This is a genomic window from Glutamicibacter arilaitensis Re117, assembly GCF_000197735.1.
GTDB classification, from domain to species: Bacteria; Actinomycetota; Actinomycetes; order Actinomycetales; family Micrococcaceae; genus Glutamicibacter; species Glutamicibacter arilaitensis.
Genome location: NC_014550.1, coordinates 684,334 through 710,353 on the forward strand (window position 1 = coordinate 684,334; position 26,020 = coordinate 710,353).

Consider the following 26,020-nt stretch of genomic DNA (forward strand, 5'->3'; position numbering starts at 1 on the left):
GAACCAGCTGAGGGCCGGTGTTGGGAATACCCTCAGTGCCACCGCTGTTGATACATGCATACGCATATAAACAGTGAAGGGTAGAAGCAATGGGCAAATCAATAGTTGTCATCAGCGGCGGCTTGGGCACTCCATCGAGCTCCTCGCTGCTGGGCTCGCGAATCGGGCAGGATATTGCTGATCAGCTTGCGTCAGCCGGGGTGCAAACTCACGTGCGCAATGTTGAACTTCGCGAGCACGCCAGCGACATTGCCAACAACATGCTCACCGGATTCGCCGCACCGGGCCTGCAGGACGTCATCGATGCAGTGACAGAAGCAGACGTGCTGGTTGCCGTGACCCCGGTGTTCACGGCCTCGGTCTCCGGCCTGTTCAAGTCTTTCCTTGATGTCTTGGACCCTAAATCCCTGAGCGGCAAGCCGGTGGTGCTGGCCGCCACGGCAGGAACCCAGCGTCATCAGCTGGCTATCGACTACGCCATGCGCCCGATCTTCTCCTACCTCCGGGCGCACATCATGTCGACAACCATATTTGCCGCGTCCGAAGATTTCGGTGGCCAAGGGCTCTCCGGAACGCTCTCGGATCGCGCTCGCCGGGTTGCGCGGGAAGTTGTTCTGGCACTGTCACTGAGCGACGGGACCTCATCGACTGGCACGCAATTGAGCGATACTCGTTCCATTGCTCCCTCGGTGAGTGAATTTGCTGATCCAGACGATGAGCTCAGCTCACTGCCGTTTGAATCCCTGCTGGCAAACCTCAAATCCGGCTCCTGAGACACTCTTGCTTCGACTGCCTGATCCCACCGCCTGCAGTTCGGACCTGCCGCAGGCGGTGGGATCAGTTTTGATGCACTGTGCAAACTGGCAGCCCCTTCATAAGTAGGCGAAAATGTTAGTACGATGTGCCATCATTCTCGAAGCTCGGTACGATCAAGAACCGTGAGCCAGGTCATTTCTTCGACATTGTGACAGCTCCAAAAGGTTTGAATTAAGAAGCGAAAGGTGTAGCCGCCGATGCTATCCGAGGAAACAATCACGGCCATTGCCGATGAGCTGGTCCAAGCTGGCCAGACGCGCACGCCCGTGCCACGTCTGACTGCCCGTTACCCAGAAATGACGGTTGAAGATTCCTATCGAGTTCAGAATCTGTGGCGCCAGCGCTCCGAAGCCGCCGGCCGTGAGTTGGTTGGCCGCAAGATCGGTCTGACCTCCCGAGCCATGCAGATGGCTACCGGAATCACCGAGCCGGACTACGGAATCATCTTCGATGACATGGTCTACGATTCCGGAGCAAAGCTGAAGTGGGAAGACTTCACCGGTGCACGAGTCGAGATGGAACTGGCATTCAAGCTCAAGAAGGACATCGAAGGTCCACGAGCGAACATCTTCGACGTACTCGAAGCTACTGAATATGTCATTCCTGCGCTGGAAATTCTTGATGCCCGGGTGGAGATGGAAGGCCGCACCATTGTGGACACCATCAGCGACAACGCGGCCATGGGCGCCATGGTGATTGGCGGCAATCCGGTCAAGCCGGAAAATATTGACCTGCGCTGGGTCTCGGGCATCTTGTTCAAGAACCAGACTGTTGAAGAAACCGGCGTCGCAGCCGGTGTGCTGAACCATCCGGCCGCAGGCGTCTACTGGCTGGCCAACAAGATTGCCCCGCACGGAGACAAGCTCAAAGCCGGAGAAATCATCTTGGCTGGCTCCTTCACCCGCCCTATGTGGGTCAACGCAGGAGACACCGTTTTTGCTGATTACGGACCGCTAGGAACTGTCACATGTCATTTCGAGTAGAACCAGATTCATCGCTGAAAGACGCGCTCAAGGACGCGGACCACTCGTTGGCCGGCGTCTGGGTGTGCTCCGCTTCGCCGCTGATTGCTGAAATCTGCGCGGGCGCGGGATTCGACTGGCTGTTCATCGACGCCGAGCATTCGCCCAACGACCTGCAAAATGTCCTGGCCCAGCTGCAAGCGGTACGCAGCTACCCAGTAGTTCCTGTGGTCCGCCCGGCGGTCAACGACCCGGTGCTCATCAAGCAGTACCTGGATCTGGGCGTGCAATCGCTGATCATCCCGATGGTCAATGACGCCCAGCAAGCCGCCGCCGCGGTAGCCGCCTGCCAGTACCCGCCTAAGGGCGTGCGCGGCGTCGGGTCGGCACTGGCTCGCTCAGCTCGTTGGAACCGCATTCCCGAGTACCTGACCCGTGCTGATGAAACCATTACCATCATGGTGCAGATCGAAGCGGATGAAGCAGTACGCAACGTTGAGGAAATCGTTGCCACGCCGGGCGTGGATGGAATCTTCATCGGGCCTTCGGACCTGGCTGCTTCCATGGGAGTCATTGGCCAGCAGAGCCACCCAGATGTGGTCGCTGCCGTGCTCAAGTCCATCAACGCCGCCAAGGCCGCTGGCAAGTACGCCGGGGTTAACGCCTTCGACCAGAAGAGCGCCCGCGAATACATGGACGCCGGCGCGGACTACGTCGGTGTAGGCGCCGATGTGGCGCTGCTAGCCCGTGCCACCGAAGCACTGGCTGCAAGCTTCAGCTCCGAAGCCCAAAGCAAGGCCCCGCAGAGCTACTAGCACCGGTTTTCTAGGCAACCCTTCAGCTCATCATTGCGCGTCGATCGAGGTCGGCCGGCGCCAATGATGGCAACATTGAAGTTGATGAGCCGCGAAAAGAAACCCATGAAGACAGTGATGTTGCGCCTGCGCAACGGCTGGCCGATGCCCCTGGCGTTGCAGGGGGTCTTCGAGATCCTGCAATCAGTGGTCTTCTGCCTTGCCCTGATCGCCCTGCCATTGATTGCCGTCTACTTCAGCGGCGGGTTCCTCGAAGACTCATTTGAGACCATTTTGCAGTTCGCCGGATTCATCTGGCTGCTCATCCACGGGGTGCCCGTGGAGATCTTGAACCTCGGCCCCGAAGCTGACCCCAGCTCGGTGACCGGATGGGCCACGCTGATCCCACTGGGACTATCGCTGTTGCCTTTCCTCTTCTGCCTGCGGGCAGGACGCCGCATCGCTCGCGCTTCCTACACCGACCAGCTGTGGCAGGGGTTGCTTGGCGCATTCGTAGCCTATGGCGCCATCGGCACCGGTATCGGGTTCTTGGCGAATAATGCTTACGCGCAGGTCAATATCCTCGCCGCGGCATTCATCCCGTTGATCATTGCCCTGGTGGGCCTGATTATCGGCGCTCGACGCGAGGCGGGGTCCTGGGCCCGGCTTTTCGGAGTCGATACCGCCGCATATATCCAGCGAGTTTCACCGCACCGCCGCTGGGCAGGCTCCTACGTGTGGCATGTAATCGTTGCCGGATTCCTCGGATATGTGGCCGCCGTGGGAATCTCCGGATTGCTGCTGACCATTAACCTCGGCGTGCATTGGACAGATGTCGCCAACGTATCGCAGGAATTGCGTCCGGGCCCCATCGGTTCCGCGACGTTGACCCTGGTGCAGCTGTCCTATGTCCCTAATGCGGTGTTCTGGGTCTTGTCATGGATCAGCGGCGGCGGTTTCAGCATTGGCACCGGCAGCACCCTATCCACCTTGGAAACCACCGTCGGCCCGCTCCCATCGATTCCAATGCTCGCTTCGCTGCCTTCAGGGGAAGTGGCGCATCAGTGGCTCTTCCTGCTGATTCCGGTGGCTGCAGGCATCGTGGCCGGCTGGTACTTCCTGCGCGTGGGCGAGAACCACCTCGAAGACTGGTTCGCCCGCCGCATTCCATTCAATTCTCTGTCGCTGGCCGCCTCGACCGCATGCTTGGCAGTGTTTACGGGCATCGTCACCGGACTGCTGAGCCTGATTGGCTCCTGGATGTCCTCTGGCTCCCTGGCCATCGGCCGGCTGGTGGAGATCGGCCCTAATATGTGGGCGACCGCAGGTGCCCTGGCCCTGCAAATCGGCGTGGGCACCGCGATCGGCTACTTGATTGCACCGCTGTTCGAGACCGACCCGGTACTCGAAGGCTAGCGTCGCGCCAGCAAACTCCTAGGTCAGGCTGGCCAGAACCAGCGGATCGGCTTCGGAGCGATTGATGGTGATCGTGCCAAGTTCCTTGGCCGTTGCTTCTTCCATCACCAGCAGCACCGCATCGTTCTCGGAGATTACCTGGATGTCTTCAGCCTTGATATCCGGGTGCTCAGCGCGAAGCCCAGTCATCGAGTTCTCCACGGTCACAGAACTGATACCGGCAGGCAGCAGATAGGTGACGACCTCCAGGCTGTTCTCTCCGCCATCGACCTTCAGCGGAACACCGTTCTCCACCACGTAGTCCATGGTCGGGCAGGTGGTGCCAGCGATTTCAAAATCGCCATCTTTCTGTTCCGGTTTCGGTATGGTCACCATGCACAGCTGGCCCTCGTTGCCTACAGCAACATAGTGCTTGCCGAAATCTGAAGTGGCCAACAAGTGGCGGGTTTGCGCGTCGTAGGAGTCGGTGTCTTCAAAACCTTCTGGAAGCTTGTCGCCATCGCTCTGCGTTTGCGCCAGAAGCGGCAGGAATTCTTCAGCCGAAGGAACGGGAAGAGAAGATTCTTCGGTCTGCGGAGCGCTAGCCGAACACGCGTTCAAGGACAGGAGTCCAGTGAGAGTCAATGCCGCAATTTTTCCCAGATGTGCCTTTGGCATCACTGCCTGGCTCCTTACATAGAACTGTTGTGAACGTACGCCAAGAAGTCTAGCCAAAGACCGGACCACCTTCCATTTAGCCAAATTGCTTGTGTCGAAAGCGATTAGCTGGTTTCTGCCGTCAGATCCCACAGGTGATGGACGATGTCATGCCAGGCATACTGATTCAACGTCTCTACGGTGAATGCGGCACCGTTTGAGCGCAGCCCGCGACGGGAATACTGCGTGGGATCGATCGCTGAGAGTTTCGCGACGTATTGGGTGGCGCCTTCGCGCAAGCGTTCGGCGACTTCACCAGCCGTCAAAGAATTGTAATTGCCTTCATCAGCGGCCTGATCCTGATCCCAGTTGGGGAAGGTCGGGTCCTCTTGTTCCAGCATCAGGTTAAAGCGCCCCACCATGACTTGCAGCATTTCGGCTACGTGGGCAACATACTCCTGATCACTCCAACGGGCAGGGTTCGTACGGGTCTGCGCATCGGGGCGGGCCAGGACCTGGATGTAGCGGTCGACATATGCCGGCAGCTGGACGATGACATCGGATAGGCTGATATTTCGCACGTCGTAGGCGCACTGCTGGCACACAGTTTCCAGGACAACGGTCCAGTTCTTCTGGTCAGGAACTATCTGGCTCATCAAAGACCTCCAAGTCGAATCGCCGATATGAAGCCCAGTCTATGACTGCAGCTGTGCAGCGGTGCGCGAATATGACATCTGCACTCAAAGTGCGTGCAACATTGCCACCGCGATGAAGCGCAAGCCCCGGAGAACCGTAGAATTGAACGCATGCGCATTGTGGTTTTGGTTTCAGGCACCGGTTCTAATCTCCAAGCAGTTATTGACGCAGTGGCCCAAGGCCAGCTGCAAGACGTTGAGATCGCGGCGGTCGGTGCAGACAAGCACGACACCTACGGTGTGCAGCGTTCTGCCGAAGCTGGCATTGAGACCTTTGTCGTGAACTTCAAGGACTTTGCTGACCGCGGAGATTGGAATCATGCACTGACCGAAAAGTGCCTGTCCTACGCCCCGGACTATGTTGTTTCTTCGGGTTTCATGCGCATTGTCGGTGAAGAATTCATCAACGCATTTGACGGCACCTACATCAACACCCACCCTGCGCTGCTTCCGTCCTTCCCCGGCGCCCACGGAGTGCGTGATGCCCTGGCCTATGGCGTGAAAGTTACCGGCTGTACTGTGCACATTGCCGATGCCGGTGTTGATACCGGTCCCATCCTGCGCCAGGAAGCGGTCGCCATCGAGGCAGATGACACCGAAGAGAGCCTGCACGAGCGCATCAAGGTCGTTGAACGGCGCCTGCTCATCGCGACCCTGGCTGATTTGGCCCAAGGAAAATAATTCAATGCCCACCACGTAAAATTGGTGGGGAGATGACTGAGAAAACACCGTCGCCTGAACTGGCGGCTGAATCCGAACTTTTTTCCGAGGCGGAACTAGCCACGACGCTGAAGGTCCTGTCGGTGGTGCACCAGCTGGATTCCGAGGATGAACGGCATATTGCCGTACGCCGGGCGACCAGCAACATGTTCAAGGCCGCCAAGCGCTACCGCAAGTCTCAAAAGCGCGCTGAGATCAGTGCCGCTGACCGGTCCGTGATTGAACGGACCGCAACCGGTTCGCCGCAGCGGCTCGATGATGAAACGCTCGGCCTGGACCTGAGCACTTCAACCGAAGGCGAAAGCGCCGGCGAATTCCGCAAGCCCCGTGGCTGCTACATCTGCAAAAAGCGCTACACCACCGTAGATGCCTTCCACCATTACCTCTGCCCGGAGTGCGCTGCCGAGGGACGTGAACGCCGCGACGCCCGTGCAGATCTGCGTGGCAAGCGCGCATTGCTGACCGGCGGACGAGCCAAAATTGGCATGCATATCGCCCTTCGCTTGCTGCGCGACGGCGCGCACACCACGATCACCACTCGTTTCCCCAAGGATGCAGCCCGGCGCTTCACTGCGCTGGAAGACAGCGCCGAATGGATTCACCGACTTCGCATTGTCGGAATCGATCTGCGTGATCCTGCCCAGGTCATTGACCTAGCGGACAAAATGGCCGCAGCCGGCCCGCTGGATATCCTGATCAATAATGCGGCACAGACTGTGCGCCGCAGCGCGAACTCCTACCAGCACTTGATCGAATCCGAACAGCAACCACTGCCAGCTGAACTGTTGTCCCGCAGCGAGGGACTGGAACTGTGGGGAGAAGCAAACCCACCGGCTGAACACCCCAGGGCACTGGCCAGTGCCTTCCAGCTGCAAGACTCAGCGCTCCTGGCCTCACCGGCCGAAAGAAGCTATGACGCGCAGCAACTGGCTGAGCTTGCCATGACGGCCGGATCAGCCAGCATGGAACGTATTGCCCAAGGACGGGCCATCGATGCCGGAGGGCTGGTGCCGGATGTTGTTTCTGAAAATTCCTGGACCCAGAGACTCGGTGACGTCGATGCCTTGGAGATGCTGGAAGTTCAGCTGTGCAACGTGACTGCACCATTCTTGCTGGCCTCGCGGCTGCGCCCGGCCCTGGCCGCCAGCAAGGCGCGGCGCAAGTACATCGTGAACGTCTCGGCAATGGAAGGTCAATTCTCCCGCCGCTACAAGGGCGCCGGGCATCCGCACACCAACATGGCCAAGGCTTCGCTGAATATGCTGACCCGCACCAGCGCAGAGGAAATGCTGAACAGCGACCGTATCCTGATGACTGCCGTGGACACCGGCTGGATCACCGACGAACGTCCCCATGAAGCGAAGATCCGAAAAGTCGCCGCAGGATGGCATGCCCCGCTGGATTTGATTGATGGGGCAGCCCGCGTGTACCAGCCGATCGTGGACGGGGAGCGCGGCATCGATTTGTACGGGTGCTTCCTCAAGGACTACGAGCCATCACCCTGGTAGGAAGACACAGGTACTCTGCGCTGAATTCATTGCCGCAGAGCTCTTGTGCCTAGCGGCGTTGCAGCTGCAGAACAAGGCACGGATTCCTGGGAATCAATACCCTGGCCAAAAAATGGAACCGGGCCGGCGCGCGAAAAGGCGTGCCGGCCCGGTTCCCCACTTTTGAATTACTTCGCCAACGCGAAGCGCAAGGTGCGCACCTCGAAAGCGCCCAGCTTCAGCGGCACAGCACCGTCGTCAAGCTCAACGCTTTGCCCAGCCAGCTCATCTTCCAGCAGGCTGACGGTCGCTGCCGAGCCGAGCTGTGCATTGACCATCAGGCTGCCGTGTGCGCGGCGTCCCAAGGACTCGTAGACGCGCACCACCAGATCGCCGGAGCGGTCCGCGGCCAGCTTCACGCTGGAAATGACCAGGCCTTCACCGGAGAGCGAAACCAGCGGGTCTACACCCTGCGCGCCTTCGATGACCTGCTCGGCGCTGTTGAGCAGCGCACCGGCTTCGGTAGCCGCGGCCACGTCCGCGCCGATGACCAGGCCATAGCGGTGGGTCTGCACCCCTTGGTCGGTTTCTGGATCCGGGAAGCGCGGGGCGCGCAGCAAGGACAGGCGCATGGTCGTGGTGACCTGTGCATCCTTGGCGTCACGGGTGACATCGAAACCGTAGATGGAATCATTGATCAGCGCAGCGCCGAAGCCCGGTTCCTCAGCCAGTACGAACCGGTGCATCGAGGTCTCGAACTTCGCCGCTTCCCAACTGGTATTCACATGCGTCACGCGCTTGTGATAGCCGAACTGGGTTTCTGCAATCGCATGCTCAGCGCGGATATCCAGCGGGAAGGCGACCTTGAGGAACTTCTCGGCCTCATGCCAGTCGGTGCTCTGCGAGATCTGCACGGTGCGCGAGCCCGGAGACAGCGACAGTTCCTGAACCAGCGTGGAGTTCGAGAAGCTGCGGGCAATGGTGATCACCTGGCTGCCATCCTCGCGTGCGGACAGCTCCAGACTCTCGAGGCCACGCAGGTCGGTGACCTGGTTGCGGTAGTACTTGTCCACATCCCAGGCATCCCACATGTTCGGGAAGTCCTGGTGCAACTGCAGCAGGTTTGCTTCCTGGCCTGCGGCGATGGTTTCACGGCCGGTAGCCAGGTCCACGGCGGAGGTGATCAGGCCCTGGGCATTGACCCTCACGCGGACAACCGAGTTATCCAGTACGTAGCCGCCATCGGCGGCAATCGCCTGAACTGCGGTGCCAGCAGGTGCCTGGACCGGCTTGGCCTGGCCGAAGGCCAATGCATTGCGGGTGAACGCAGCGCCATTGAAGGCAATCGGGGTGGAACCTGCACCGGCCAACTGCTGCTGGGCGGCGAGGATCAGCGCCTGCGCCTGCTCGATGATCTGGGCGTAGCGGGCCACGACTTCACGGTGCACCCAGGCAATGGAGGTGCCCGGCAGGATGTCGTGGAACTGGTGCAACAGCACGGTTTCCCACAGCTCATCAAGCTGCTCGTACGGGTACGCTGCCCCGGCGTACACGGACGCGGTGGCAGCCCACAGCTCGGCTTCGACCAGCAGCTGCTCGGTGCGGCGGTTGCCCGCCTTGGTCTGGTGCTGGCTGGTCAAGGTGGCGCGGTGCAGCTCCAGGTAGAGCTCGCCCACCCAAACCGGCGGGTTAGGCAGTTCGGACTTGGCCCGGTCGAAGAAGTCGTTCGGGTGCTCCCAGCGGACCTTCGCGCTGCCTTCCAGATCGGCCAGGCGCTTGGCCTTGCCGGTCATCTCGCGGGTGGTGCCGCCGCCGCCATCTCCCCAGCCCACCGGGGCGATGGAGTTGTTGGTGACTCTGGCTTCGCGGAATTGGCGTGCGGCCTTGGCGACCTCTTCACCCGAGAGCTGGGAGTTGTAGGTATCCATCGACGGGAAGTGGCTGAACATGCGCGAGCCGTCGATGCCCTCCCAATCAAAGGTGTGGTGCGGGAACTTGTTCTGCTGGTTCCAGGAGATCTTCTGGGTGAAGAACCATTCGAATCCGGCACGGCGCATCAGCTGTGGAAGTGCAGGGGAGTAGCCGAAGGAATCGGGCAGCCAGACACCCTTGGAGGTGATGCCGAATTCGTCGCGGAAGAATTTCTGGCCGTATAGGAATTGGCGGACCAGGGATTCACCCGAAGGCATCACGGTGTCCGATTCCACCCACATGCCGCCCAAAGGCAGGAAGCGCTCTTCTGCGACGGCCGTCTTCACCCGGTCCCAGACCTCGGGGCGGTGGGTCTTGAGCCACTTGTACTGCTGGGCGCTGGACATGCCGTAGAGGAAGTCCTCTTCGTCGCCCAGCAGTTCCACCATGGAAGAGCAAGTGCGCGAGACCTTGCGGATGGTTTCACGCAGCGGCCACAGCCAGGCCGAGTCGATGTGCGAGTGGCCGATGGCGGAAATTTGGTGGGCGCTGTGCTCAGCCGGTGCGGCCAGCACGCCGGCCAGCTGATCGCGGGCAGCCTGTGCTGTCTCGGTAATGCGCTGCAGGTCAAGCACGTCCAAGGCATTGTCCATGGCCTGCAGGATCTGCATCTTGCGTGGGCCGGCTGGCAGCTGTTCTTGCAGATCCAGCAGGACGTCCAGATCCAGTGACAGTTCGTGGACCGCTGGCTCGAAGACGGCCAAGTCCATGCGCCGGGTGGTGTACAGGCGGCGCGAGGATGAGGTGAGGATATCGCCCTGCTCGGTGGGCAGGAACGGATGGTAGTCGAGCAGGACCGGGTTGGAAGCAGCCTCCAGATACAAGTCGATGACTTCGTCGCCGGTGGCTTCGGCGGCAATCGGCACCCACTGGTTGCGCGGGTTGATGGCCTTGATGGTGATGCCATCGGGACGGTAGACCAGGCCCTCGCATTGGAAGCCGGTCATATTCACATCGAAGCCCAGGTCGATGACCGCTTCGACGCGGCGTCCGGCCCATTGGGCGGGAACTCGACCCTGCAGATGGAACCACGTGGTGCCCCACGCAACACCCCATGCGGTGCCAACCTGCGTTGGCTGGTAGTCCAGGGCAAGGCCTTCTGCCGGAGTGATCGGTTCGCCTGGCAATTCATGCCACGACAGCTCCAATGGCATGGTTTCCGAATATATCGCTGGAAGAATACGTTCGGTCAGAACGCGGCGGACGCGTCCGATAGTCAACGAATTGTCGTCGTGCATGAAGGCCTTCCGGTTGTGCGCTCAGCAGAAATTGAGCTCCCTAGCCAGACTACCGAAATATCTCACGCTGAGTTGGTGCAACTCGCGATCCAGCGATCAATGGCGTACTCAAGATGCGCCTTCTTCGCCACCGGTAACGTCCTCGGTGAGGACATCGCGCACGAAGTCGCCGCCGAGCGGTTTCGGGTTCCATCGATCCAAGCTCCATTTTCCGCCGATGCCCAGCTCCAATAATGCGCCGCCGGTGTTTTCGATGAACAGCTCTGAGGCATCGGCGGGCGCCATCCTGGTGGCCCACGCGCTGAAGACGCGAATGGCCGCACCATGGCTGAACACCGCTGCGGTGCCGGAATAGTCCTGGGCCCGGGCGATGGTTTCCAGCGCCTTGGAATAGCGTTCAATGAAGTCATAACCGCTGGGACCACCGGGCATCTTCTGCTCCCAGCCGCCGTGCATCCAGGTGTACAAACACGTGGCGTAGGCATGGTGGGATGGCTCATCGGCAAGCATCTCCAAGGTGCCAGCGGAAATCTCTTCGAGGCCGTCAATCACCTGCAGGCGCTGGCCGGAGGATTCGCTCAGTGGCCGGGCGGTGAGCTGGGTACGGTTCAGCCTCGAAGCATAGATGGATTGCAGCTGGCCCTCGGCGAAAACCTGGGGCAGGGCCCTGGCCTGGCGATGCCCCAGGGGAGTCAGCCCTGCACCCGGATAGGCGGTATCGAGCTGCCCTGCGACATTCGAAGGGGTTTGTCCATGCCTGATGAGCTGAAAACGCATAGTAGGGTGCTTCCTTCGCCTTGAACGCTGCTGATTTCAGAAATATCACGGTTTCAAGTGATGCGGAATGAGAAGGGGCCGGAGAAGACGCAGAAACTTTTGATCTGGAATGATAATTTCCGCTTCGTCAGGGCAGGGGCCGTCCGCTATCGTGAAGTCGTTGGGTCGCAAGACGCGCCCCGAAATATCATTCAGAACGGAATCCGCTCATGCGTTCAGATGCTCTTCGGCGACGTGAGAACATTCTTCGAGTCGCTCGTGAATTATTTGCTGAGCATGGTGCTCAGATTGCGATGGAGACTATCGCCGAGGCCAGCGGCGTAGGCATTGGCACCCTCTACCGCAACTTCGCCGACCGGACTTCGCTGGTTGAAGAAGTCACCCTGGGCACGCTCAAGGATGTTCAAATTGCTTCCCAGCTTGCCGTTGAAGGTCTCGAAGCGGATGACACCGGAGCGTGGGATGTACTTCTTGATACGCTGATCCATCAGAATCTTGGAGCGCTGAGTGAAGCGCTGGGGCTGCAACTGCCAAAGAAAATCAGCGCTCGGGTACTGGAAGTCCAGGCCTCGGCTGCCCTATCGCTCAACGCCGCCTTGGAGCTGGCCAAGAACGCGGATCTGGTCCGCCAAGACATCTCTGGAATAGACCTGATTGCCACCATCGGTGCCATGACACGTCCGCTCTCGCGGTCTTTCAGCAAGAGTGCTCCGGGGCTGGAAGAACGAATCGTGCAGATCATGCGCGATGGGTTGCGTCCGCAAGCTGCGCAGCAATAGCGGCTCAGTCCAACCTCATGCCGCGGGTTTCCGGCGCGAAGCGGGACATGAAGAGCACGGCAAGCAGCACCAGCACGGTCGCGCCGGCAAACAGCCAGCCCAGCCCCACGACCGGCCACAGGGCGGCGAAGAGCAGTGGCCCGAAACCTGCAGCAAAGCGCGACATGGTTGAAGCCCAGCCGAAACCGCTAGCCCGCAATTCGGTGGGGTACAGCTCGGAAACATACGCGTAGAGCACCGGGATGGCCACCTGGACCACCACGCCAAAGACCAGCACCCAGGCGATAGCAGTCGCCGGAACCTGCAGATTCTGGGCTACGACAATGAGCACGATGCCGGAGATCGGGGCGGAGATCGCAAGCAGCCATTTGCGGCCTACGCGTTCCACCAGCAAGGCGGCAATGACCACGCCCACCAGCCCCATCAGCGCCATGACCGCGGTGGCGAAGAATGAGGTGGACTGGGCCATTCCGGCCTCGGTCAAAATCGATGGCAACCAGGTCAGTGCCAAGTAGTAGACCAGCAAGATGGTCATGAACAGCAGCCAGCTGGTGGCGGTGATCTTCCACGAGTACTTCCACAGCGACGCGACCTGCTCCCACCAGCGCGGAGCCTTGGGCAGCTGAACGGGTTCAATGACGTAGTCGCGCTTGTCCGCTCCGGTGCGTTCCACGAGCTGGTCGATAACCGCCCGGGCTTCGGCATCCCGGCCCTTGGCTGCCAGGAACAGCGGGGATTCGGGCATTGAACGCCGGACCAGGTACACCATGAATGCAGGCAGGATCATGACCGCCAGGATCAGCCGCCAATTATCGGCGGTGGCCATCACCCAACCCGAAACGAAGAACGAGAGGGCCGCGCCTACCGGCCACCAGCCGTCCATGGCCGTGAGCACTCGTCCACGCAGCTTTGAAGGGGTGAACTCGCCGACCAGTGCGTAGTCCACCGGGATGCACCCGCCCAGGCCGACCCCGGCCAGGAAGCGGAAAGCGACGAAGAAACCGAAGTTGGGGGACAATGCGCCCAGGATGGTGAACAGCGAGAACATCAGGAGTGTCAGGCTGAAAGCGTTCTTCCGCCCGTACCTGTCCGCGATCCCGCCCCAAAGGAACGCACCCAGTGCCATGCCCACCAGGTTGGAGGTGCCCAGCAACGCCGCGGTGGGACGATCAAGTCCCCACTGCTCGGCAACCAGCGGGATCAAAGCGCCGTTGAGCGTCACGTCCCAGGCATCGAACATGAACCCAAGGCCGCCAATGATGAAAATGGTGCCTTGCACCTTCCATTTGAATGGCAGCTCTTGCACGATCGAGGTGCCAGAAGGCAGGGGCGCAGAAGACACGATGGTGCACCTTTCGGTGTGCGAGCAGAAATGGTTTGTACCGCGTGAAGCATAGCCGAAAACTTTGCTGCACCAGTAGCGCTGTACGCTTCTTTGCTTCTCGCGTCAAGGCCTGTTGTTAGTGCGGACAAGGGGGTAATCTCTGGACATGGGAGTAGATTGGACCGCTCTCGAAGAGGCTATACGGGTGACTGCCCTTCGACACGCCGCGGAAGTGATAGCTGGACACCCGGACCAGGATTTCTATGCCATTGCCTTGCATGGGGTCAGTACCGAAGAAAGCGAAAGCATTGGGATGCCGTTGCTGGCGTTGAACTCCGTGCAGGCCCTGGAACGCGACCGGCTCTCCGAATCCCGCGAACAGCTGGTGGAGCGCGGCGAAGACACCGATGAGCCTGCTGACTACGAGGATCGCCCGGATGCCGAAGGCGAGGGAGGCCTCGAACCAGAAGCCGTCACATTGGAAGCAGATTCCATGGTCATCACGGAAACCGATGACGAGGATGAAGAGTCCTTTGACGATGAAAGCGCAGATGGCGAAGACCTGGACGAGGTCTTGGCATCCTTGGAAGCGGATCTGGAAGAAGACGACGCGGAAAGCTTCTATTCGGACAAGTGGGAACCAAGTGATTGGCACTGGTCATCCATTGATTTATGCGAGGATCCCGCGGCGACGCTGTGGTCTGAAGCAATGACCAAGCAAGCTGCCCGCGAGGGGTGGGAGCCGACCGTCAAACGCTACTATCACACCTTGGTTGCGGTCGCGCGTTCCTTGCGCGAAGAATTGAATGAACGTACCAAGGCGGATCTGGTGGTCTACGTGGCAGATGAGGAGCATGCCGAGAAGCTGCTCCAGCTTTGCCTCACTGACAAGCAGCTGTCCACGTACTTCCCGCAGCTTTCTTCATTGCCCGAAGGGGCCTGACACGAACTGAATGTCCGGCGCCATCCTTGGTTAGAATGAAGGTGGTGGCCAATGCGCTGCCCGCCCCATTCATTCTCACCGCCGGGAGAAAAATTTCGTGAGTAAGACCGTGCTGGACAAAGTCGCTATCCGTCGCGCACTGATTTCCGTCTACGACAAGACCGGTTTGGAGGAGCTGGCCGCTGGCCTGCACGCCGCAGGCGTGCAGCTGGTATCCACCGGCTCCACAGCCAAGAAGATCGCTGCCGCTGGAATTCCCGTGACCGAGGTCGAGCAGGTGACTGGCTCCCCGGAAATGCTCGATGGCCGCGTCAAGACCCTGCACCCGCGCATCCACGGCGGAATCCTTGCAGACCGCCGCGTCACCGAGCACATGGACACCCTCTCCTCGATGGAAATCGAGCAGATCGACCTGGTGGTCGTGAACCTCTACCCATTCGTGCAGACCGTTGCCTCGGGCGCATCCCAGGATGAAGTTGTGGAGCAGATCGACATCGGCGGCCCGGCCATGGTCCGCTCGGCAGCGAAGAACCACGCGGCCGTGTCCATCGTGGTTGACCCGGGTTTCTACCCGCAGGTGATCTCCGCAGCCGCCGAGGGCGGCTTCGACTTGAAGACCCGCCAGCGCCTGGCAGCCAAGGCCTATGCCCACACCGCAGCCTACGACACCGCAGTTGCTTCGTGGACCGCAAGCCAGTTCCTGGATGAGGACGGCGACGGCGTCATCGACTGGCCAGCCTACGCTGGCGTGGCCCTGCAGCGTTCCAACGTGCTGCGCTACGGCGAGAACCCGCACCAGCAGGCTGCCCTGTACGTGGATGAAGCAGCCCCGGCCGGCATCGCCCAGGCTGACCAGCTGCACGGCAAGCCAATGAGCTACAACAACTACGTGGACGCAGATGCCGCACTGCGTGCAGCATTCGATTTCGAGAAGCCAGCGGTCGCAGTGGTCAAGCATGCCAACCCTTGCGGTGTGGCAGTGGCCTCCGATGATGCTGCTGATCCGATCGCCGACGCGCACCGCAAGGCCCACTCGACCGACCCGGTGTCCGCATTCGGCGGCGTTATTGCCGCAAACCGCACGGTAACCAAGGAAATGGCCGAAACCGTCAAGGACATCTTCACCGAGGTCGTCATCGCCCCGGACTTCGAAGACGAGGCAGTGCAGATCCTCTCGGCCAAGAAGAACATCCGCCTGCTGGCACTGCCAGAAGGCTACGGACGCAACAAGAACGAGTTCCGCCAGGTCACCGGCGGCATGCTGGTCCAGGTAGGCGACAAGATCGATGCACAAGGCGATAACCCGGCTAACTGGACCCTGGCTGCAGGCGAAGCCGCCGACGCCGCAACCTTGGCTGACCTTCAGTTCGCGTGGAGCGCGGTTCGCGCCGCGAAGTCCAACGCGATCCTGCTGGCGAAGGACGGTGCAGCAGTTGGCATCGGCATGGGCCAGGTCAACCGCATCGACTCATGCAAGCTGGCTGTCGAGCGCGCCAACACCCTCGGCGTGAAGGTCGAGTCCGGAGCGGATGCTGCCGGTGGCGCGGAGAACGCCGACTCGGCTGCTTCCGAGCAGCGCGCCCAGGGGGCAGTTGCTTCCTCGGATGCGTTCTTCCCCTTCGCTGACGGTCTGCAGATCCTGATCGATGCCGGCGTGAAGGCTGTTGTGCAGCCTGGCGGCTCGGTGCGCGATGAGGAAGTCATCGCAGCTGCGAACGAAGCTGGCATCACCATGTACTTCACCGGTGCACGCCACTTCTTCCACTAGGAACACTAGGTAGCAAGTCGTATAGACCTCAGGCCATGAACCCTCCACGGGTTCATGGCCTGAGGTCCTTTAAAGTGACAATGCTATTGAATCCTGGCACCGAGCCAGGCGAAATTCTGATGCGTAATCGTCGCCAGGTTCATGGTCCCCGCTTCTACTCCTCGGCGCAGTCCTCGAGCGCCAGGTGGATGGCACAGGTGGTAATCACGGCCCAGATCTTGGCAGCGCTCTGGCCTAGCTCGGTTTCGGGTCCCTGCAATAGTCTTGCCCGAGTGTGTTTTGGAATGTGTGGTGACCCGGTGCATGCAAGGGTGCCGGGCTGCCGAAAGACGCTGATTCGCCGCTGTTTGGCAAGCTCATGCCGGCACCGGGCCAGGGTTACGGCAGCCCCGACTCGGTGGCCGAGGTTGTGGCCCTGTTGGCCAGTGAGAAGGGCCTCTTCACGACTGGCACCGAAACCGGCAGTGAAGACGGAACCCAATCCAAGTGATCCGCCGGGGCAAAGCCTCAGCCCAGAGCACTCAAAGGCCCGAGGTTCAAGAGTTGTTGAACCTCGGGCCTGGAGTGTTTCAAAGGGTGGCTTAGCCGATCCGGCTAGGCCAGCGTCCTGTGCCGCAATACGTGCAGCCGTCCCTTGGTCAGTAGCCACGCCATCGCCGAACCTGCACAGGGGACTACTAGCAGCATGATCGCCAACTGCGTCCACGGAATGATTAGCGCCATGTCCCTGAAAAGCAATTGCAGCGTCCCTGCGGCAACGATGCCGGCCATGATTCCAAACAACGTGCCGAATATGGAGGTTAAGAACAGCTGGGCCGCTGACAGAGACTTGCGCAGCCGTGGATCCGCGCCGATGCTGGCCAAGACCGAATGGTCTTCGCGCCCATCGGCCAACGCCAACCCGGCGGTAATGCCTGTAGCGCTGAAGGTGACCAAAGCGGAGAGACCGACCAGTTGCCACAAGGCGGTGGCTACGCTGGAGTTCGGGCCAGTTTCCAGCTTTTCTGGTCCGTAGTTTTCTCCTGCCGCTTCAGCCAGTGCGACTAATAGCGTGTCGTTGACGGCATCACTGGGAAGTTCACCCAGGGATAGCAATACCAACCGCTCATCGTAAGGCATCCCAATTCTTGAGGCAGTCTCCGGTGAAATGACCGCGTAGTACGGAATGGGCTTGGCCGGTTCTTCAACGGTGGCCAGCAAGGGGAAACTGCTTTGAGGACTGAATGAAGCACGCTGCGAAGACCATTGCTGGGAGGCATCTGCCGATTCTTGGGGGTCTGCGTCGGCGTCGTAGGAAATCAACGTTGTTGTCTCGTCCTCGTTCAGATACACCGGATTGCTAATCACCGCCCCGCCCGCCCTCAACGTTTGCAGCGCTTCACTGCTAGGTTTTCGTCCGAGCAGAGCTTCTAGTATTTCTTCACCACCGACGACGATGGTGGGAAGGCTGCTAAAACCTGAATCGGACGCCATGGATCCGTGGCAACGCCAATCTTGCAGATCAACAGGTTTCCCATCGGGAGCTACGAAGCATTGATGTCCACTAGGTTCCATAAGAGCCCACGTCGAACAATGCGGAGAATGCAGGATTCCATCGAGCTCAACGGAGTCTGGATCCAGCCTGGTGCATTCCCCCTGGTCGATAGCACCCGGAATAGTTTGGGCACTAGTGCGTGGTCCCAAAGCCTTGACCGCAGCATTCGACACATCCTCGGCGTTGATCCTTCTCGTGGTGAATGGGTCGGCAGAAGCCATCTTCACGGAGCCGACGGCGCTCGGCGAATATTCCTGCACCGACAGCGGCAACGCCATCTGGTTGAGGTTGTAACTCCACTGGTAATTTTCGTTCTCGCTGTGCGAGGCACTCGACCAGTAGATCAACAGCGCACTCGATAGCGTTGCAGCGGCCAGCACTGCGGCCACGGCGGGAACGGTTCTTCCTGTATTCCTAGCCGAATCACGGGTTGCCAAACGCAGCGGCAGCGGAAGCCAAGCGGATTTTGCGGCCACTAGCCTGAGCAACGGGGCGCTGAGCAAGATGAATGCGCTAATCAGTCCGATGCTTCCCGCAATGACCAGGACCAGTGCAAGATAACTGCGAAGTTCAAAATCTTGGATGATGCCAAAGACGGACAGCGAGGCTGATAACGCTAGCAACAGGATCGAAAGTGCCAGCCAGAGGATACCGCGCCGAAGATTCCTGCGACTGTGGTTGCTCGTTGTCCGGCCTGACCTCAGGGCATCATTCAAAGCTTGTTTCGCCACCGCACGGGCGGGAACGTAAGCGGATACCAGGCCGGCGATGGGCGCCAACAGGATGACTCCGAGCATCAGCGGCCAGGGGATATGCAGCCAGAGCTGGTTTTCTCCGCTGCGGAGTTTGAGAAGAACCCAGGCAATGCCCACGCCCGTCCCCGCCAATGCTCCGGCAACTCCACCGATGAGGCCCAGCCATAGGCCGCTGGCAGTCACCACCGATTTGAGGGTGCCCGCTTCGGCACCTGTTGCCGCTAGCAGGGCAAGGTCATGCCGCTGTTTGCGTGTTCCTACCGCGAACGCGGCGCCAGCCAGCAGCGCCACTTCCACCATCGCCAGCGTGGCAATCAATGCGCCAGTCGCGATGAGGTCGAGGCCATTGCCGCTCGGCGCATCCGCGAAGCGATCCTCGGGTGCTCCAATTTGTTCGGCTGTCGGCGGATTGCGCAGCAGTTCAGCAGAGGTGAGAATTGCTCCGTGCTGGTTCAGCTCGGTAGCCAGCGCCCAGGTGGCAGGTTTCTGCCCGAGAAGGTAATACATGGTTTCATTGGGCCCGGGCGCAAAGTTCTCCGGCATGTCGCTCTCAGCGGCAAAGAACGTGGGAATCGAATCATTGGTACTGCTATCGCGTACCGTGCCGACCATGGTGAAATCCCCTGCATTGTTCGAGAACTGGTCGCCTAGCTGCAGGTCGAATCGCTGCATGAAGCCGGGGGTTCCCAGGGCTTCCCTGTTGCCGGTGGCTGCGCGCCCTTCGAGTAGGTTGTATTTCCCATCGAAAGCAGGGTTCAGGACGTCTCCAATGACCGCATTGAAACTCAACGTTGCATCCCCGCGTTCGGTCGCCAGCGGGCTGGAGCTCAGTGGCAGGACGTCGTAGTCGGAGACTACCAGATCTTTGAAATCATCAAGCGTTCCGTTGCGTTGTTCTGGTTCTGCTTCAGAATCGCTCATAACGCTGCTCAAGTCGCCTTTGGGGCCTTGGGTTAAGCTGGCAAGATCCGAGTATTGGAGGCTGATGCGGCCGGCACTCTGGCCTAGTTCGGTTCTTATAGTTTCTTCGGTGCTGGGCATCTTGCTGAATCCGGCGACAAGCGCTGCCGAAATCATCAAGATGGGCACAGCGATGAGCGCCGCAATGAGTGCTGAGCGGCCACGATTTCTCCTGATATCCAGCCACGCTATGCGAAGCGCGAGTTTCAGTTGCTGTTTTTTGTCGCCGTGTTGTGGTTCTAAATTCAGTGGCATGATTAGTTCGCGGGAAGCTCCAGCAGCACCGTCGGATCATAGGATTGCGCTGCCTGGTCCACGATTTTTCCGTCCTTGAGAAAATGTACCCTGTCGGCCCACCCGGCATGTCTGGCTTCATGGGTCACCAGGACGACTGCGCATCCGGCATCTGCCCGTTGGCGTAGTACTTCCATGATTCCGTCGCCAGATGCAGTATCTAGCGCGCCGGTCGGTTCATCGGCCAGAATTAGGCGGCGCTCGCCAACTATGGCCCGGGCGATAGCGACCCTTTGCCGTTGGCCACCGGAGATTTGGTCCATGAAGCGGTCCGCCAGTTTGTCGATCCCCACGGAGCGTAGTGCGTCCATGGCTTGTCGACGGGCTTTACGAAAAGGCACGCCGTCCAGCTCTCTGGGCAATGCGACATTTTCAACCGCCGTCAAAGACGGCACAAGATTGAAATCCTGAAAGACGTACCCGATGGCGCGCCGGCGCAGACGGGCCAGGTCATTGATGTTCAGCGCGCCCAATGGCGTGTTTTCGACGTAGATTTCACCGCTAGTGGCCTTGTCCAAACCGCCGGCCAGAGTCAGCAACGATGACTTGCCAGAACCTGAGGGGCCCATCACCGCGACAAACTCGCCAGCAGAAACGTCTAGGTCGATATCCCGCAGGGCTCCCACGGACGTCGCTCCACTACCGTATGTCATACAGATTTTGCGAAGCTGGAGTACCTGATTGCTCATCGCGTCACCTCTTTCGAGTCATTGAGCGCTTTTGCTGCGTGGACGGCAGGATTTTTCGAAGTGCGGAAGCGGTGCTTCCTCAGCCATCCTTCACAGTGATCGAGCCAGCGGATTTCGGCCTCGGCGGCAAAGACCAATGAATCCAGCACGAGAATCCATGCAACATCGTGCGAGTCGTTGGAGTCGAACTTCGTTGCTTCGCGACGCTGCCGGGTGTAGGTCTGCAAGTTGCGCATCGAGGCGGTGCGCTGCGCCTGCAGGAGTTTTTCCACGTCCACACTGTCCAGGGTCATTGCCAGGGACAACTTGATGGCCAATTCGTTGCGGGGCGGGTTTGTTGCGACGACGGGATCTGCAAACCACTGGGAAACCTCGGCCTTGCCTGCCGTGGTGATTCGGTAGAACACGTGGCCCTCCCCGTCATCCCCGTCCTTGAGGGCCAAGCCGTCGCGCTCCAAACGGTCAAGTGTCGTGTAGACCTGGCCGATATTCAACGGCCAGGTGGAACCTGTGCGTTCTTCGAACTCGCTGCGAAGCTGGTATCCATACATCGGCTGGTCGTGTAATAGGGCAAGAAGAGAATGTCGGATAGACAAGAGACCTCCGGAGGATGCGATGGGTACGCGAAATGATTGCATACTGAGTATACGTTAAATATAGATACTGAGTATGCGTATTTAATTCGCTGGAATCATGTCTATTGCGAAATGGGCAAATATTGTTCAACAACATCTTGCCAAGGTTGTTCAACAACCTGTAAAGTCTTGTCCATCACATTGACCTTGTGACGGTTGTCACCACTATCGCATTGGAACGTCATCATGGCACTTCCTGAGTCAACATCCCAAAGCAGCAAGGCGCGGCGCACGGCGCTCCTAGGCGCCATGTTCCTGATGGCCACCAGCGCCATCGGCCCCGGCTTCATCACCCAGACTACCGAGTTCACGGTAAAGATCGGCGCGGCCTTTGCCTTCGCCATCGTGGTCTCCATCCTCGTGGACATCGCTGTCCAGCTCAACGTCTGGCGCGTCATCGGCGTCAGTGGCATGCGCGCCCAGGAACTGGGCAACAAGGTCCTGCCCGGCATCGGCTGGGTACTGGCCGCGCTCGTGTTCATTGGCGGCATGGTCTTCAATATCGGCAACATCGCCGGTACCGGCCTTGGCCTGAACGCCATGCTCGGACTGGATGCCAAGATCGGTGGCGCGCTCTCCGCCGTCGTGGCAATCCTGATCTTCCTCTCCAAGAAGGCCGGAATGGCACTGGACCGCATCGTTGTGATGCTCGGTGCCATCATGATCCTGCTGATGCTCTATGTAGCGATTGTCGCCGCGCCTCCGGTAGGAGATGCGATCCGCAACGTGGTGCTGCCAGAGAAGATCGACTTCCTGATCATCACCACCTTGATCGGCGGCACCGTCGGCGGCTACATCACCTACGCCGGCGCGCACCGCATGATCGATTCGGGCACCTCCGGCGTCGAGCACGTCAAATCGATTTCCAACATCTCCACCCTGGCGATCATCGTCACCGGTGTCATGCGAGTGCTGCTGTTCCTGGCGATCCTCGGCGTCGTCGCCGGCGGTGTCGCATTGACCAGCGACAACAAAGCCGCTGAAGCGTTCGGCCACGCCGCCGGCCCCATCGGCATCCGCGCCTTCGGCGTGATCCTCTGGGCCGCTGCACTGACCAGCGTCATCGGCGCCGCCTACACCTCGGTTTCCTTCATCACCAAGCGCACCACCCCGGAGCGCACCCGCAACCTGATCACCTTGGCGTTCATCCTGGTCTGCGGCATCATCTTCATGTTCCTGGGCAAGGCCCCAGCGACCCTGCTGATCTTCGCCGGAGCCTTCAACGGCCTGATCCTTCCTGTGGGCTTCGCAGTACTGCTCTGGGTCGCATGGCGCCGCCGCGACCTGCTCAATGGGTACAAGTACCCGAAGGGCCTGCTGGTCATCGGCGCACTGACCTGGGTCCTGAGCGTATACCTGGGCTGGAACTCGCTGTCGGGTCTGGCAGCCCTCTGGAACGGCTAGGGAAAGAAGAGTCATGAAGAACTTCAAGGATATGGAATTAGCTGAGCGGGCGGCGATGTCCCCGCGCGAGGCCCGCGAGCTCTTCCGCGCCGGGCAGGTACTGCCGACCGCTGGAATCAGCGCCGGCTACGCGCAGGCGAATCTGATGATCGTTCCGCAGGAACTGGCCTTCGATGTATTGCTCTTCGCCCAGCGCAATCCCAAGTCCTGCCCCATTCTCGGCGTGCTGGAAGCCGGGCAGACCAGCAGCGAATTGCTGGCCGGGGGAGATATCCGCACGGATGTCCCCAAGTACCTGGTGTACGAAAACGGGATCAAGGTCGCTGAACCCACCGATCTGGGGGATTACTGGCGCGATGACCTGGTGACGTTCATCGTGGGCTGTTCCTTCACCTTCGAAGCGGCGCTGATGGAAAGCGGCATTTCGGTGGCGCACATCGACCAGGGCGTCAATGTCCCGATGTACAAGACCAACCGCCGCTCGGCAACCGCCGGCGCCATCTCCGGTCCCATGGTCGTGTCCATGCGTCCCATCCCCGCCTCGCAGGTCGCCGACGCGGTGCGCATCACTTCCCGGTACCCGGCGGTGCACGGCGCGCCAGTGCACATCGGCAATCCAGGGGAACTGGGCATCGAGGATCTGGCGGCCCCTGACTTCGGGGATGCCGTGCAAATCCCGGAAGGGAGCATCCCGGTGTTCTGGGCGTGCGGGGTGACCCCGCAGGCAGCAGTCATGGAATCACGCCCGGCATTGGCCATCGGCCACGCTCCGGGGCATATGCTCATCACCGACATCAGGGATACCGAATACCAGGTTCCCTGATCCCGAAAGCTGAACGCGGCGGCCATCCCCCAAAAGGCCGCCGCGTTCTTTATTTAATGGTGTGATGTCTCAAGACACCGGTGACACTTCTGTATCAAGACATCGGTAACACTCGGTGTCTCAGGACATCGGTAACAGTTCAGACTGGATCAGGCATGTTTTGGAACCTCACCGTGGCATGCCTCAAACTCAAATACTTCACGCCTTGCGGGAATGGGTAATCGAATTTCGCGACCAGTTCACCATTTATGCCCAGCACCATCAAGTCCGTCGGGTCCCAAACCACGTTCACCATGGTGGAACGCAGCAGCTTCCCCAGATAAATCTCAACCCCGGCAACCCGCAGACATCTGTTCTTATTGGCCCGAAGTACCTGGTTTCCGCTCTCACCCGTATGTTCGGAAGGCAGGGTGCCGCTGAGCTTGACCGGCTCCGGAGGGGTTCGTGCAACAGCCATCCGCTGAGCTTCACGTTCACCGCCAGCTTGGAGGCAAACAGCTAGCGCGGCCTCGCTCGGTCCTGGTTTCGTGCTCAGTTCCTTCCATTGCCCAATTTCCAACGGCTCAGCTACGGCCGTGGCATCCCACGCTTCTTGCGGAGTCATTCGCTCTTCCAAGGACTGGTGTCCGCGTTGGGTGTTATAGGCCTGGTCGAAAACATCGAGCTGCGCCTGCAGCTGGATTAGATCAGTGGCGAACGGCTGCTTCTTCAGCCATTTGAACAAGGTCGAATGAAACCGCTCGTTCTTGCCCTGGGTAGTGGGTTTGTAGGGCTTGCCGGTGATCGTGGCGATGCCCAGCCCGTTGGCGTAGGCGACCAGTTCGCTTAGCACTCCACGACGGATGGGGTTCAGCGCATCACCATTATCGGTGAGCAGCCTTTGCGGCACGCCGCAGGCTTCAATGCCTTTGCGGAAGACCTTCACCGCGTCTTTGCCTTCGGTCTGGGCTCGTTTGCGGATTTGGTAGAAGGTTTTGCGGCTAATGCCGTGTTCCTCGCAGAAGGCGGTGACCGCGCCTCTGGGAGCGTCTTGTGGCCATCGGGCGATGGCTAAGCGTATTGTCGAGTTGACTGGATCATTTTTCACACTTTCCAGTTCATCAGCCCGCGTGCTGGCCATGAAGCCGGCAGGCGGGCTGTGTACTTGGAGGGTGTTAAATTTCCGGTAGAAGTGTCACCACTTTAAACGTGGAAGTGTTACCGATGTCCTGATACAGAACTGTTACCGATGTCCTGAGAGAAAACATTCTTTATTTAATGGCGGAGCGCTATTTTTGCTGCTCGGCCCAAGCCTGGACTTCTGCGACAAGTGCCTGCTTGGACTGCTCATCCAGGAACGAGGATTCGAAAGAGTTCTTCGCCAAGGTGGCCAGCTGCTCGGAGCTGAAGCTGAATTGCTCCATCAAGGCATCGAAGTTGGCATCCATGTAGCCGCCGAAGTAGGCCGGGTCATCGGAGTGCACCGAGACCTTCAGGCCCTTGGCAAGCATCTGCGGCAGGGGGTGTTCGGCCATGGTGTCCACCGCACGCAAACGGATGTTGGACAGCGGGCAGACAGTCAGCGGCATCTGCTCATCGACCAGGCGCTGCACCAGCTGCGGATCATCCAAGCTCCGGATGCCGTGGTCGACGCGCTGTACCTTGAGCAGGTCCAGGGCCTGCCAGATGTACTCGGCGGGGCCTTCTTCGCCCGCATGCGCCACCACATGCAGCCCATGGGCCCGGGCGTAGTCGAAGACTTCGGTGAACAGCTCCGGCGGGAAACCGACCTCCGAGGAATCCAAGCCGATGCCATCGATGTCATGCTTCTGCTCAACCAGCACCTTCATCAGCTCCATGGCTTCGGAAGCCGGGGCATGGCGCCAGAAGCAGGCGATGAGCTTGCTGGACAACTCCCAGCGTTCCAGTCCGTCGGCCAAGCCTGCACGGATCCCTGCGATGACTTCGCGCAGGTCCAGGGCACCGCCGATGTGGGCCTGCGGATCGAAGAAAAGCTCGACGTGGCGTACGCCTGAGTCGTGGGCCCGCTGCAGGTACGCGACGGTGATCTCGCGGAAGTCCTGCGCGGTGCGCAGCACGGCCATGTTCGCATAGAACAAGTCCAGGAAGGACTGCAGGTTGGTGAACTGATATTGGGCACGCAGTTCTTCGATGGACGCGTAGGGCAATTCGATGGAATTCTTCTTGGCCAGGGCCATGATCATTTCCGGCTCCAGGGTTCCTTCCAAGTGGACGTGCAATTCAGCGACAGGCAATTTCACGGGCGATGGCCTTCCAAGCAGGGAACGGATGCGCCGCTTGCGAGGATAAGGCCCCGGAACCGGCAAGGTATTCGTTAAACCATACGGTGGCTATCTATGCGCCTTCTTGGAAAGTGCGCGGCGCTTAATTCTTCGATTCAGGTCGCGCTGGGGCCCTGCAGGGAAGGGATGCTGCAGGAGCCCAGGGAGCGTCGACTGCACAAAGGCGCGTCAAAAAGCTGAACTGACGGGGCAGGAGAGCGCATGTTCCAGTTCGGAACCCTGCTGGCCCAAGCCGATAGGGCTAATTCCCGGCCTCGACGCACCGTGCCGGTGGCCATGGACGCGGTGAGATGAACA

General features: G+C 59.9%; 22 protein-coding genes. 12 read left to right on the forward strand and 10 right to left on the reverse strand.

The features are described 5' to 3' along the window. The first annotated feature begins 89 nt into the window (after nucleotides 1–89). The 4 genes from AARI_RS03590 (at nucleotide 90) to AARI_RS03605 (ending at nucleotide 3,988) form a co-directional block, all read left to right on the forward strand. Nucleotides 90–773 (forward strand): CE1759 family FMN reductase, encoded by a 684-nt coding sequence (locus tag AARI_RS03590; protein ID WP_013347994.1) that lies wholly within the window; start codon nucleotides 90–92, stop codon nucleotides 771–773. A 240-nt stretch (nucleotides 774–1,013) separates the two neighbouring features. Further along, nucleotides 1,014–1,799: a 2-oxo-hept-4-ene-1,7-dioate hydratase gene (gene hpaH, locus AARI_RS03595; RefSeq protein WP_013347995.1), complete on the forward strand. Its 786-nt coding sequence runs from the start codon at nucleotides 1,014–1,016 to the stop codon at nucleotides 1,797–1,799. Continuing rightward, nucleotides 1,784–2,593 (forward strand): aldolase/citrate lyase family protein, encoded by an 810-nt coding sequence (locus AARI_RS03600; RefSeq protein ID WP_013347996.1) that lies wholly within the window; start codon nucleotides 1,784–1,786, stop codon nucleotides 2,591–2,593. Before hpaH ends, AARI_RS03600 begins: the two co-directional genes overlap by 16 nt. 105 nt (nucleotides 2,594–2,698) lie before the next feature. Then, on the forward strand, nucleotides 2,699–3,988 hold the full coding sequence (locus AARI_RS03605; RefSeq protein ID WP_013347997.1) for a cell division protein PerM: 1,290 nt from the start codon (nucleotides 2,699–2,701) through the stop codon (nucleotides 3,986–3,988). An 18-nt stretch (nucleotides 3,989–4,006) separates the two neighbouring features. On the opposite strand, the gene AARI_RS03610 is transcribed toward AARI_RS03605, so the two are convergent. Continuing rightward, a complete protein-coding gene (locus tag AARI_RS03610) occupies nucleotides 4,007–4,645 on the reverse strand; it encodes a hypothetical protein (protein ID WP_041648413.1) in 639 nt (212 codons plus the stop codon). Nucleotides 4,646–4,749: 104 nt separating this feature from the next. Beyond that, nucleotides 4,750–5,280, reverse strand: coding sequence for a DinB family protein (locus tag AARI_RS03615; protein WP_013347999.1), 531 nt, complete (start codon nucleotides 5,278–5,280; stop codon nucleotides 4,750–4,752). A 150-nt stretch (nucleotides 5,281–5,430) separates the two neighbouring features. On the opposite strand from AARI_RS03615, the gene purN reads away from it, so the two are divergent. After that, nucleotides 5,431–6,000 (forward strand): phosphoribosylglycinamide formyltransferase, encoded by a 570-nt coding sequence (gene purN / locus AARI_RS03620; protein WP_013348000.1) that lies wholly within the window; start codon nucleotides 5,431–5,433, stop codon nucleotides 5,998–6,000. 32 nt (nucleotides 6,001–6,032) lie between these two features. Next, entirely contained in the window at nucleotides 6,033–7,547 is a 1,515-nt protein-coding gene (locus AARI_RS03625) for an SDR family NAD(P)-dependent oxidoreductase (protein WP_013348001.1), read from the forward strand. A 167-nt stretch (nucleotides 7,548–7,714) separates the two neighbouring features. Here the strand turns inward: AARI_RS03625 and AARI_RS03630 are convergent, their stop codons facing one another. Next, nucleotides 7,715–10,735, reverse strand: coding sequence for an alpha-mannosidase (locus tag AARI_RS03630; protein WP_013348002.1), 3,021 nt, complete (start codon nucleotides 10,733–10,735; stop codon nucleotides 7,715–7,717). A 108-nt stretch (nucleotides 10,736–10,843) separates the two neighbouring features. Continuing rightward, nucleotides 10,844–11,512, reverse strand: coding sequence for a histidine phosphatase family protein (locus AARI_RS03635; RefSeq protein WP_013348003.1), 669 nt, complete (start codon nucleotides 11,510–11,512; stop codon nucleotides 10,844–10,846). Between the two features lie 209 nt (nucleotides 11,513–11,721). Between AARI_RS03635 and AARI_RS03640 the strand changes: the two genes are divergently transcribed. Next, nucleotides 11,722–12,291 carry a TetR/AcrR family transcriptional regulator gene (locus tag AARI_RS03640; RefSeq protein WP_013348004.1) on the forward strand — a complete coding sequence of 190 codons (570 nt, stop codon included), beginning with the start codon at nucleotides 11,722–11,724 and terminating at the stop codon, nucleotides 12,289–12,291. Nucleotides 12,292–12,295: 4 nt separating this feature from the next. On the opposite strand, the gene AARI_RS03645 is transcribed toward AARI_RS03640, so the two are convergent. Continuing rightward, entirely contained in the window at nucleotides 12,296–13,633 is a 1,338-nt protein-coding gene (locus AARI_RS03645; RefSeq protein ID WP_013348005.1) for an MFS transporter, read from the reverse strand. 187 nt (nucleotides 13,634–13,820) lie between these two features. Between AARI_RS03645 and AARI_RS03650 the strand changes: the two genes are divergently transcribed. The 3 genes from AARI_RS03650 (at nucleotide 13,821) to AARI_RS20250 (ending at nucleotide 16,816) form a co-directional block, all read left to right on the forward strand. Continuing rightward, on the forward strand, nucleotides 13,821–14,558 hold the full coding sequence (locus tag AARI_RS03650; protein ID WP_041648418.1) for a hypothetical protein: 738 nt from the start codon (nucleotides 13,821–13,823) through the stop codon (nucleotides 14,556–14,558). Nucleotides 14,559–14,655: 97 nt separating this feature from the next. Beyond that, on the forward strand, nucleotides 14,656–16,326 hold the full coding sequence (purH, locus tag AARI_RS03655; RefSeq protein WP_013348007.1) for a bifunctional phosphoribosylaminoimidazolecarboxamide formyltransferase/IMP cyclohydrolase: 1,671 nt from the start codon (nucleotides 14,656–14,658) through the stop codon (nucleotides 16,324–16,326). Between the two features lie 358 nt (nucleotides 16,327–16,684). Continuing rightward, nucleotides 16,685–16,816, forward strand: coding sequence for a hypothetical protein (locus tag AARI_RS20250; protein WP_013348009.1), 132 nt, complete (start codon nucleotides 16,685–16,687; stop codon nucleotides 16,814–16,816). A 104-nt stretch (nucleotides 16,817–16,920) separates the two neighbouring features. Here AARI_RS20250 and AARI_RS03660 read toward each other — a convergent pair whose 3' ends face one another. The 3 genes from AARI_RS03660 to AARI_RS03670 all read right to left on the reverse strand — a co-directional run bounded on the left by AARI_RS03660 (nucleotide 16,921) and on the right by AARI_RS03670 (nucleotide 21,154). Then, a complete protein-coding gene (locus AARI_RS03660; RefSeq protein WP_157867077.1) occupies nucleotides 16,921–19,536 on the reverse strand; it encodes an ABC transporter permease in 2,616 nt (871 codons plus the stop codon). Nucleotides 19,537–19,832: 296 nt separating this feature from the next. Next, nucleotides 19,833–20,558 (reverse strand): ABC transporter ATP-binding protein, encoded by a 726-nt coding sequence (locus AARI_RS03665; RefSeq protein ID WP_013348011.1) that lies wholly within the window; start codon nucleotides 20,556–20,558, stop codon nucleotides 19,833–19,835. Continuing rightward, nucleotides 20,555–21,154 carry a PadR family transcriptional regulator gene (locus AARI_RS03670; protein ID WP_041648421.1) on the reverse strand — a complete coding sequence of 200 codons (600 nt, stop codon included), beginning with the start codon at nucleotides 21,152–21,154 and terminating at the stop codon, nucleotides 20,555–20,557. The genes AARI_RS03665 and AARI_RS03670 overlap by 4 nt, the downstream gene beginning before the upstream one ends. Before the next feature lie 225 nt (nucleotides 21,155–21,379). On the opposite strand from AARI_RS03670, the gene AARI_RS03675 reads away from it, so the two are divergent. Together AARI_RS03675 and AARI_RS03680 are read left to right on the forward strand one after the other, a co-directional pair. Then, nucleotides 21,380–22,597 (forward strand): NRAMP family divalent metal transporter, encoded by a 1,218-nt coding sequence (locus AARI_RS03675; RefSeq protein ID WP_013348013.1) that lies wholly within the window; start codon nucleotides 21,380–21,382, stop codon nucleotides 22,595–22,597. A gap of 13 nt (nucleotides 22,598–22,610) precedes the next feature. After that, a complete protein-coding gene (locus AARI_RS03680) occupies nucleotides 22,611–23,420 on the forward strand; it encodes a putative hydro-lyase (RefSeq protein WP_013348014.1) in 810 nt (269 codons plus the stop codon). 139 nt (nucleotides 23,421–23,559) lie between these two features. Here AARI_RS03680 and AARI_RS03685 read toward each other — a convergent pair whose 3' ends face one another. Continuing rightward, the gene (locus AARI_RS03685; RefSeq protein WP_049862557.1) at nucleotides 23,560–24,507 is read right to left on the reverse strand and encodes an IS481 family transposase; all 948 of its coding nucleotides are present in this window, start codon (nucleotides 24,505–24,507) and stop codon (nucleotides 23,560–23,562) included. Between the two features lie 181 nt (nucleotides 24,508–24,688). Continuing rightward, a complete protein-coding gene (locus AARI_RS03690; protein WP_013348015.1) occupies nucleotides 24,689–25,681 on the reverse strand; it encodes an adenosine deaminase in 993 nt (330 codons plus the stop codon). Nucleotides 25,682–26,020: the final 339 nt, after the last annotated feature.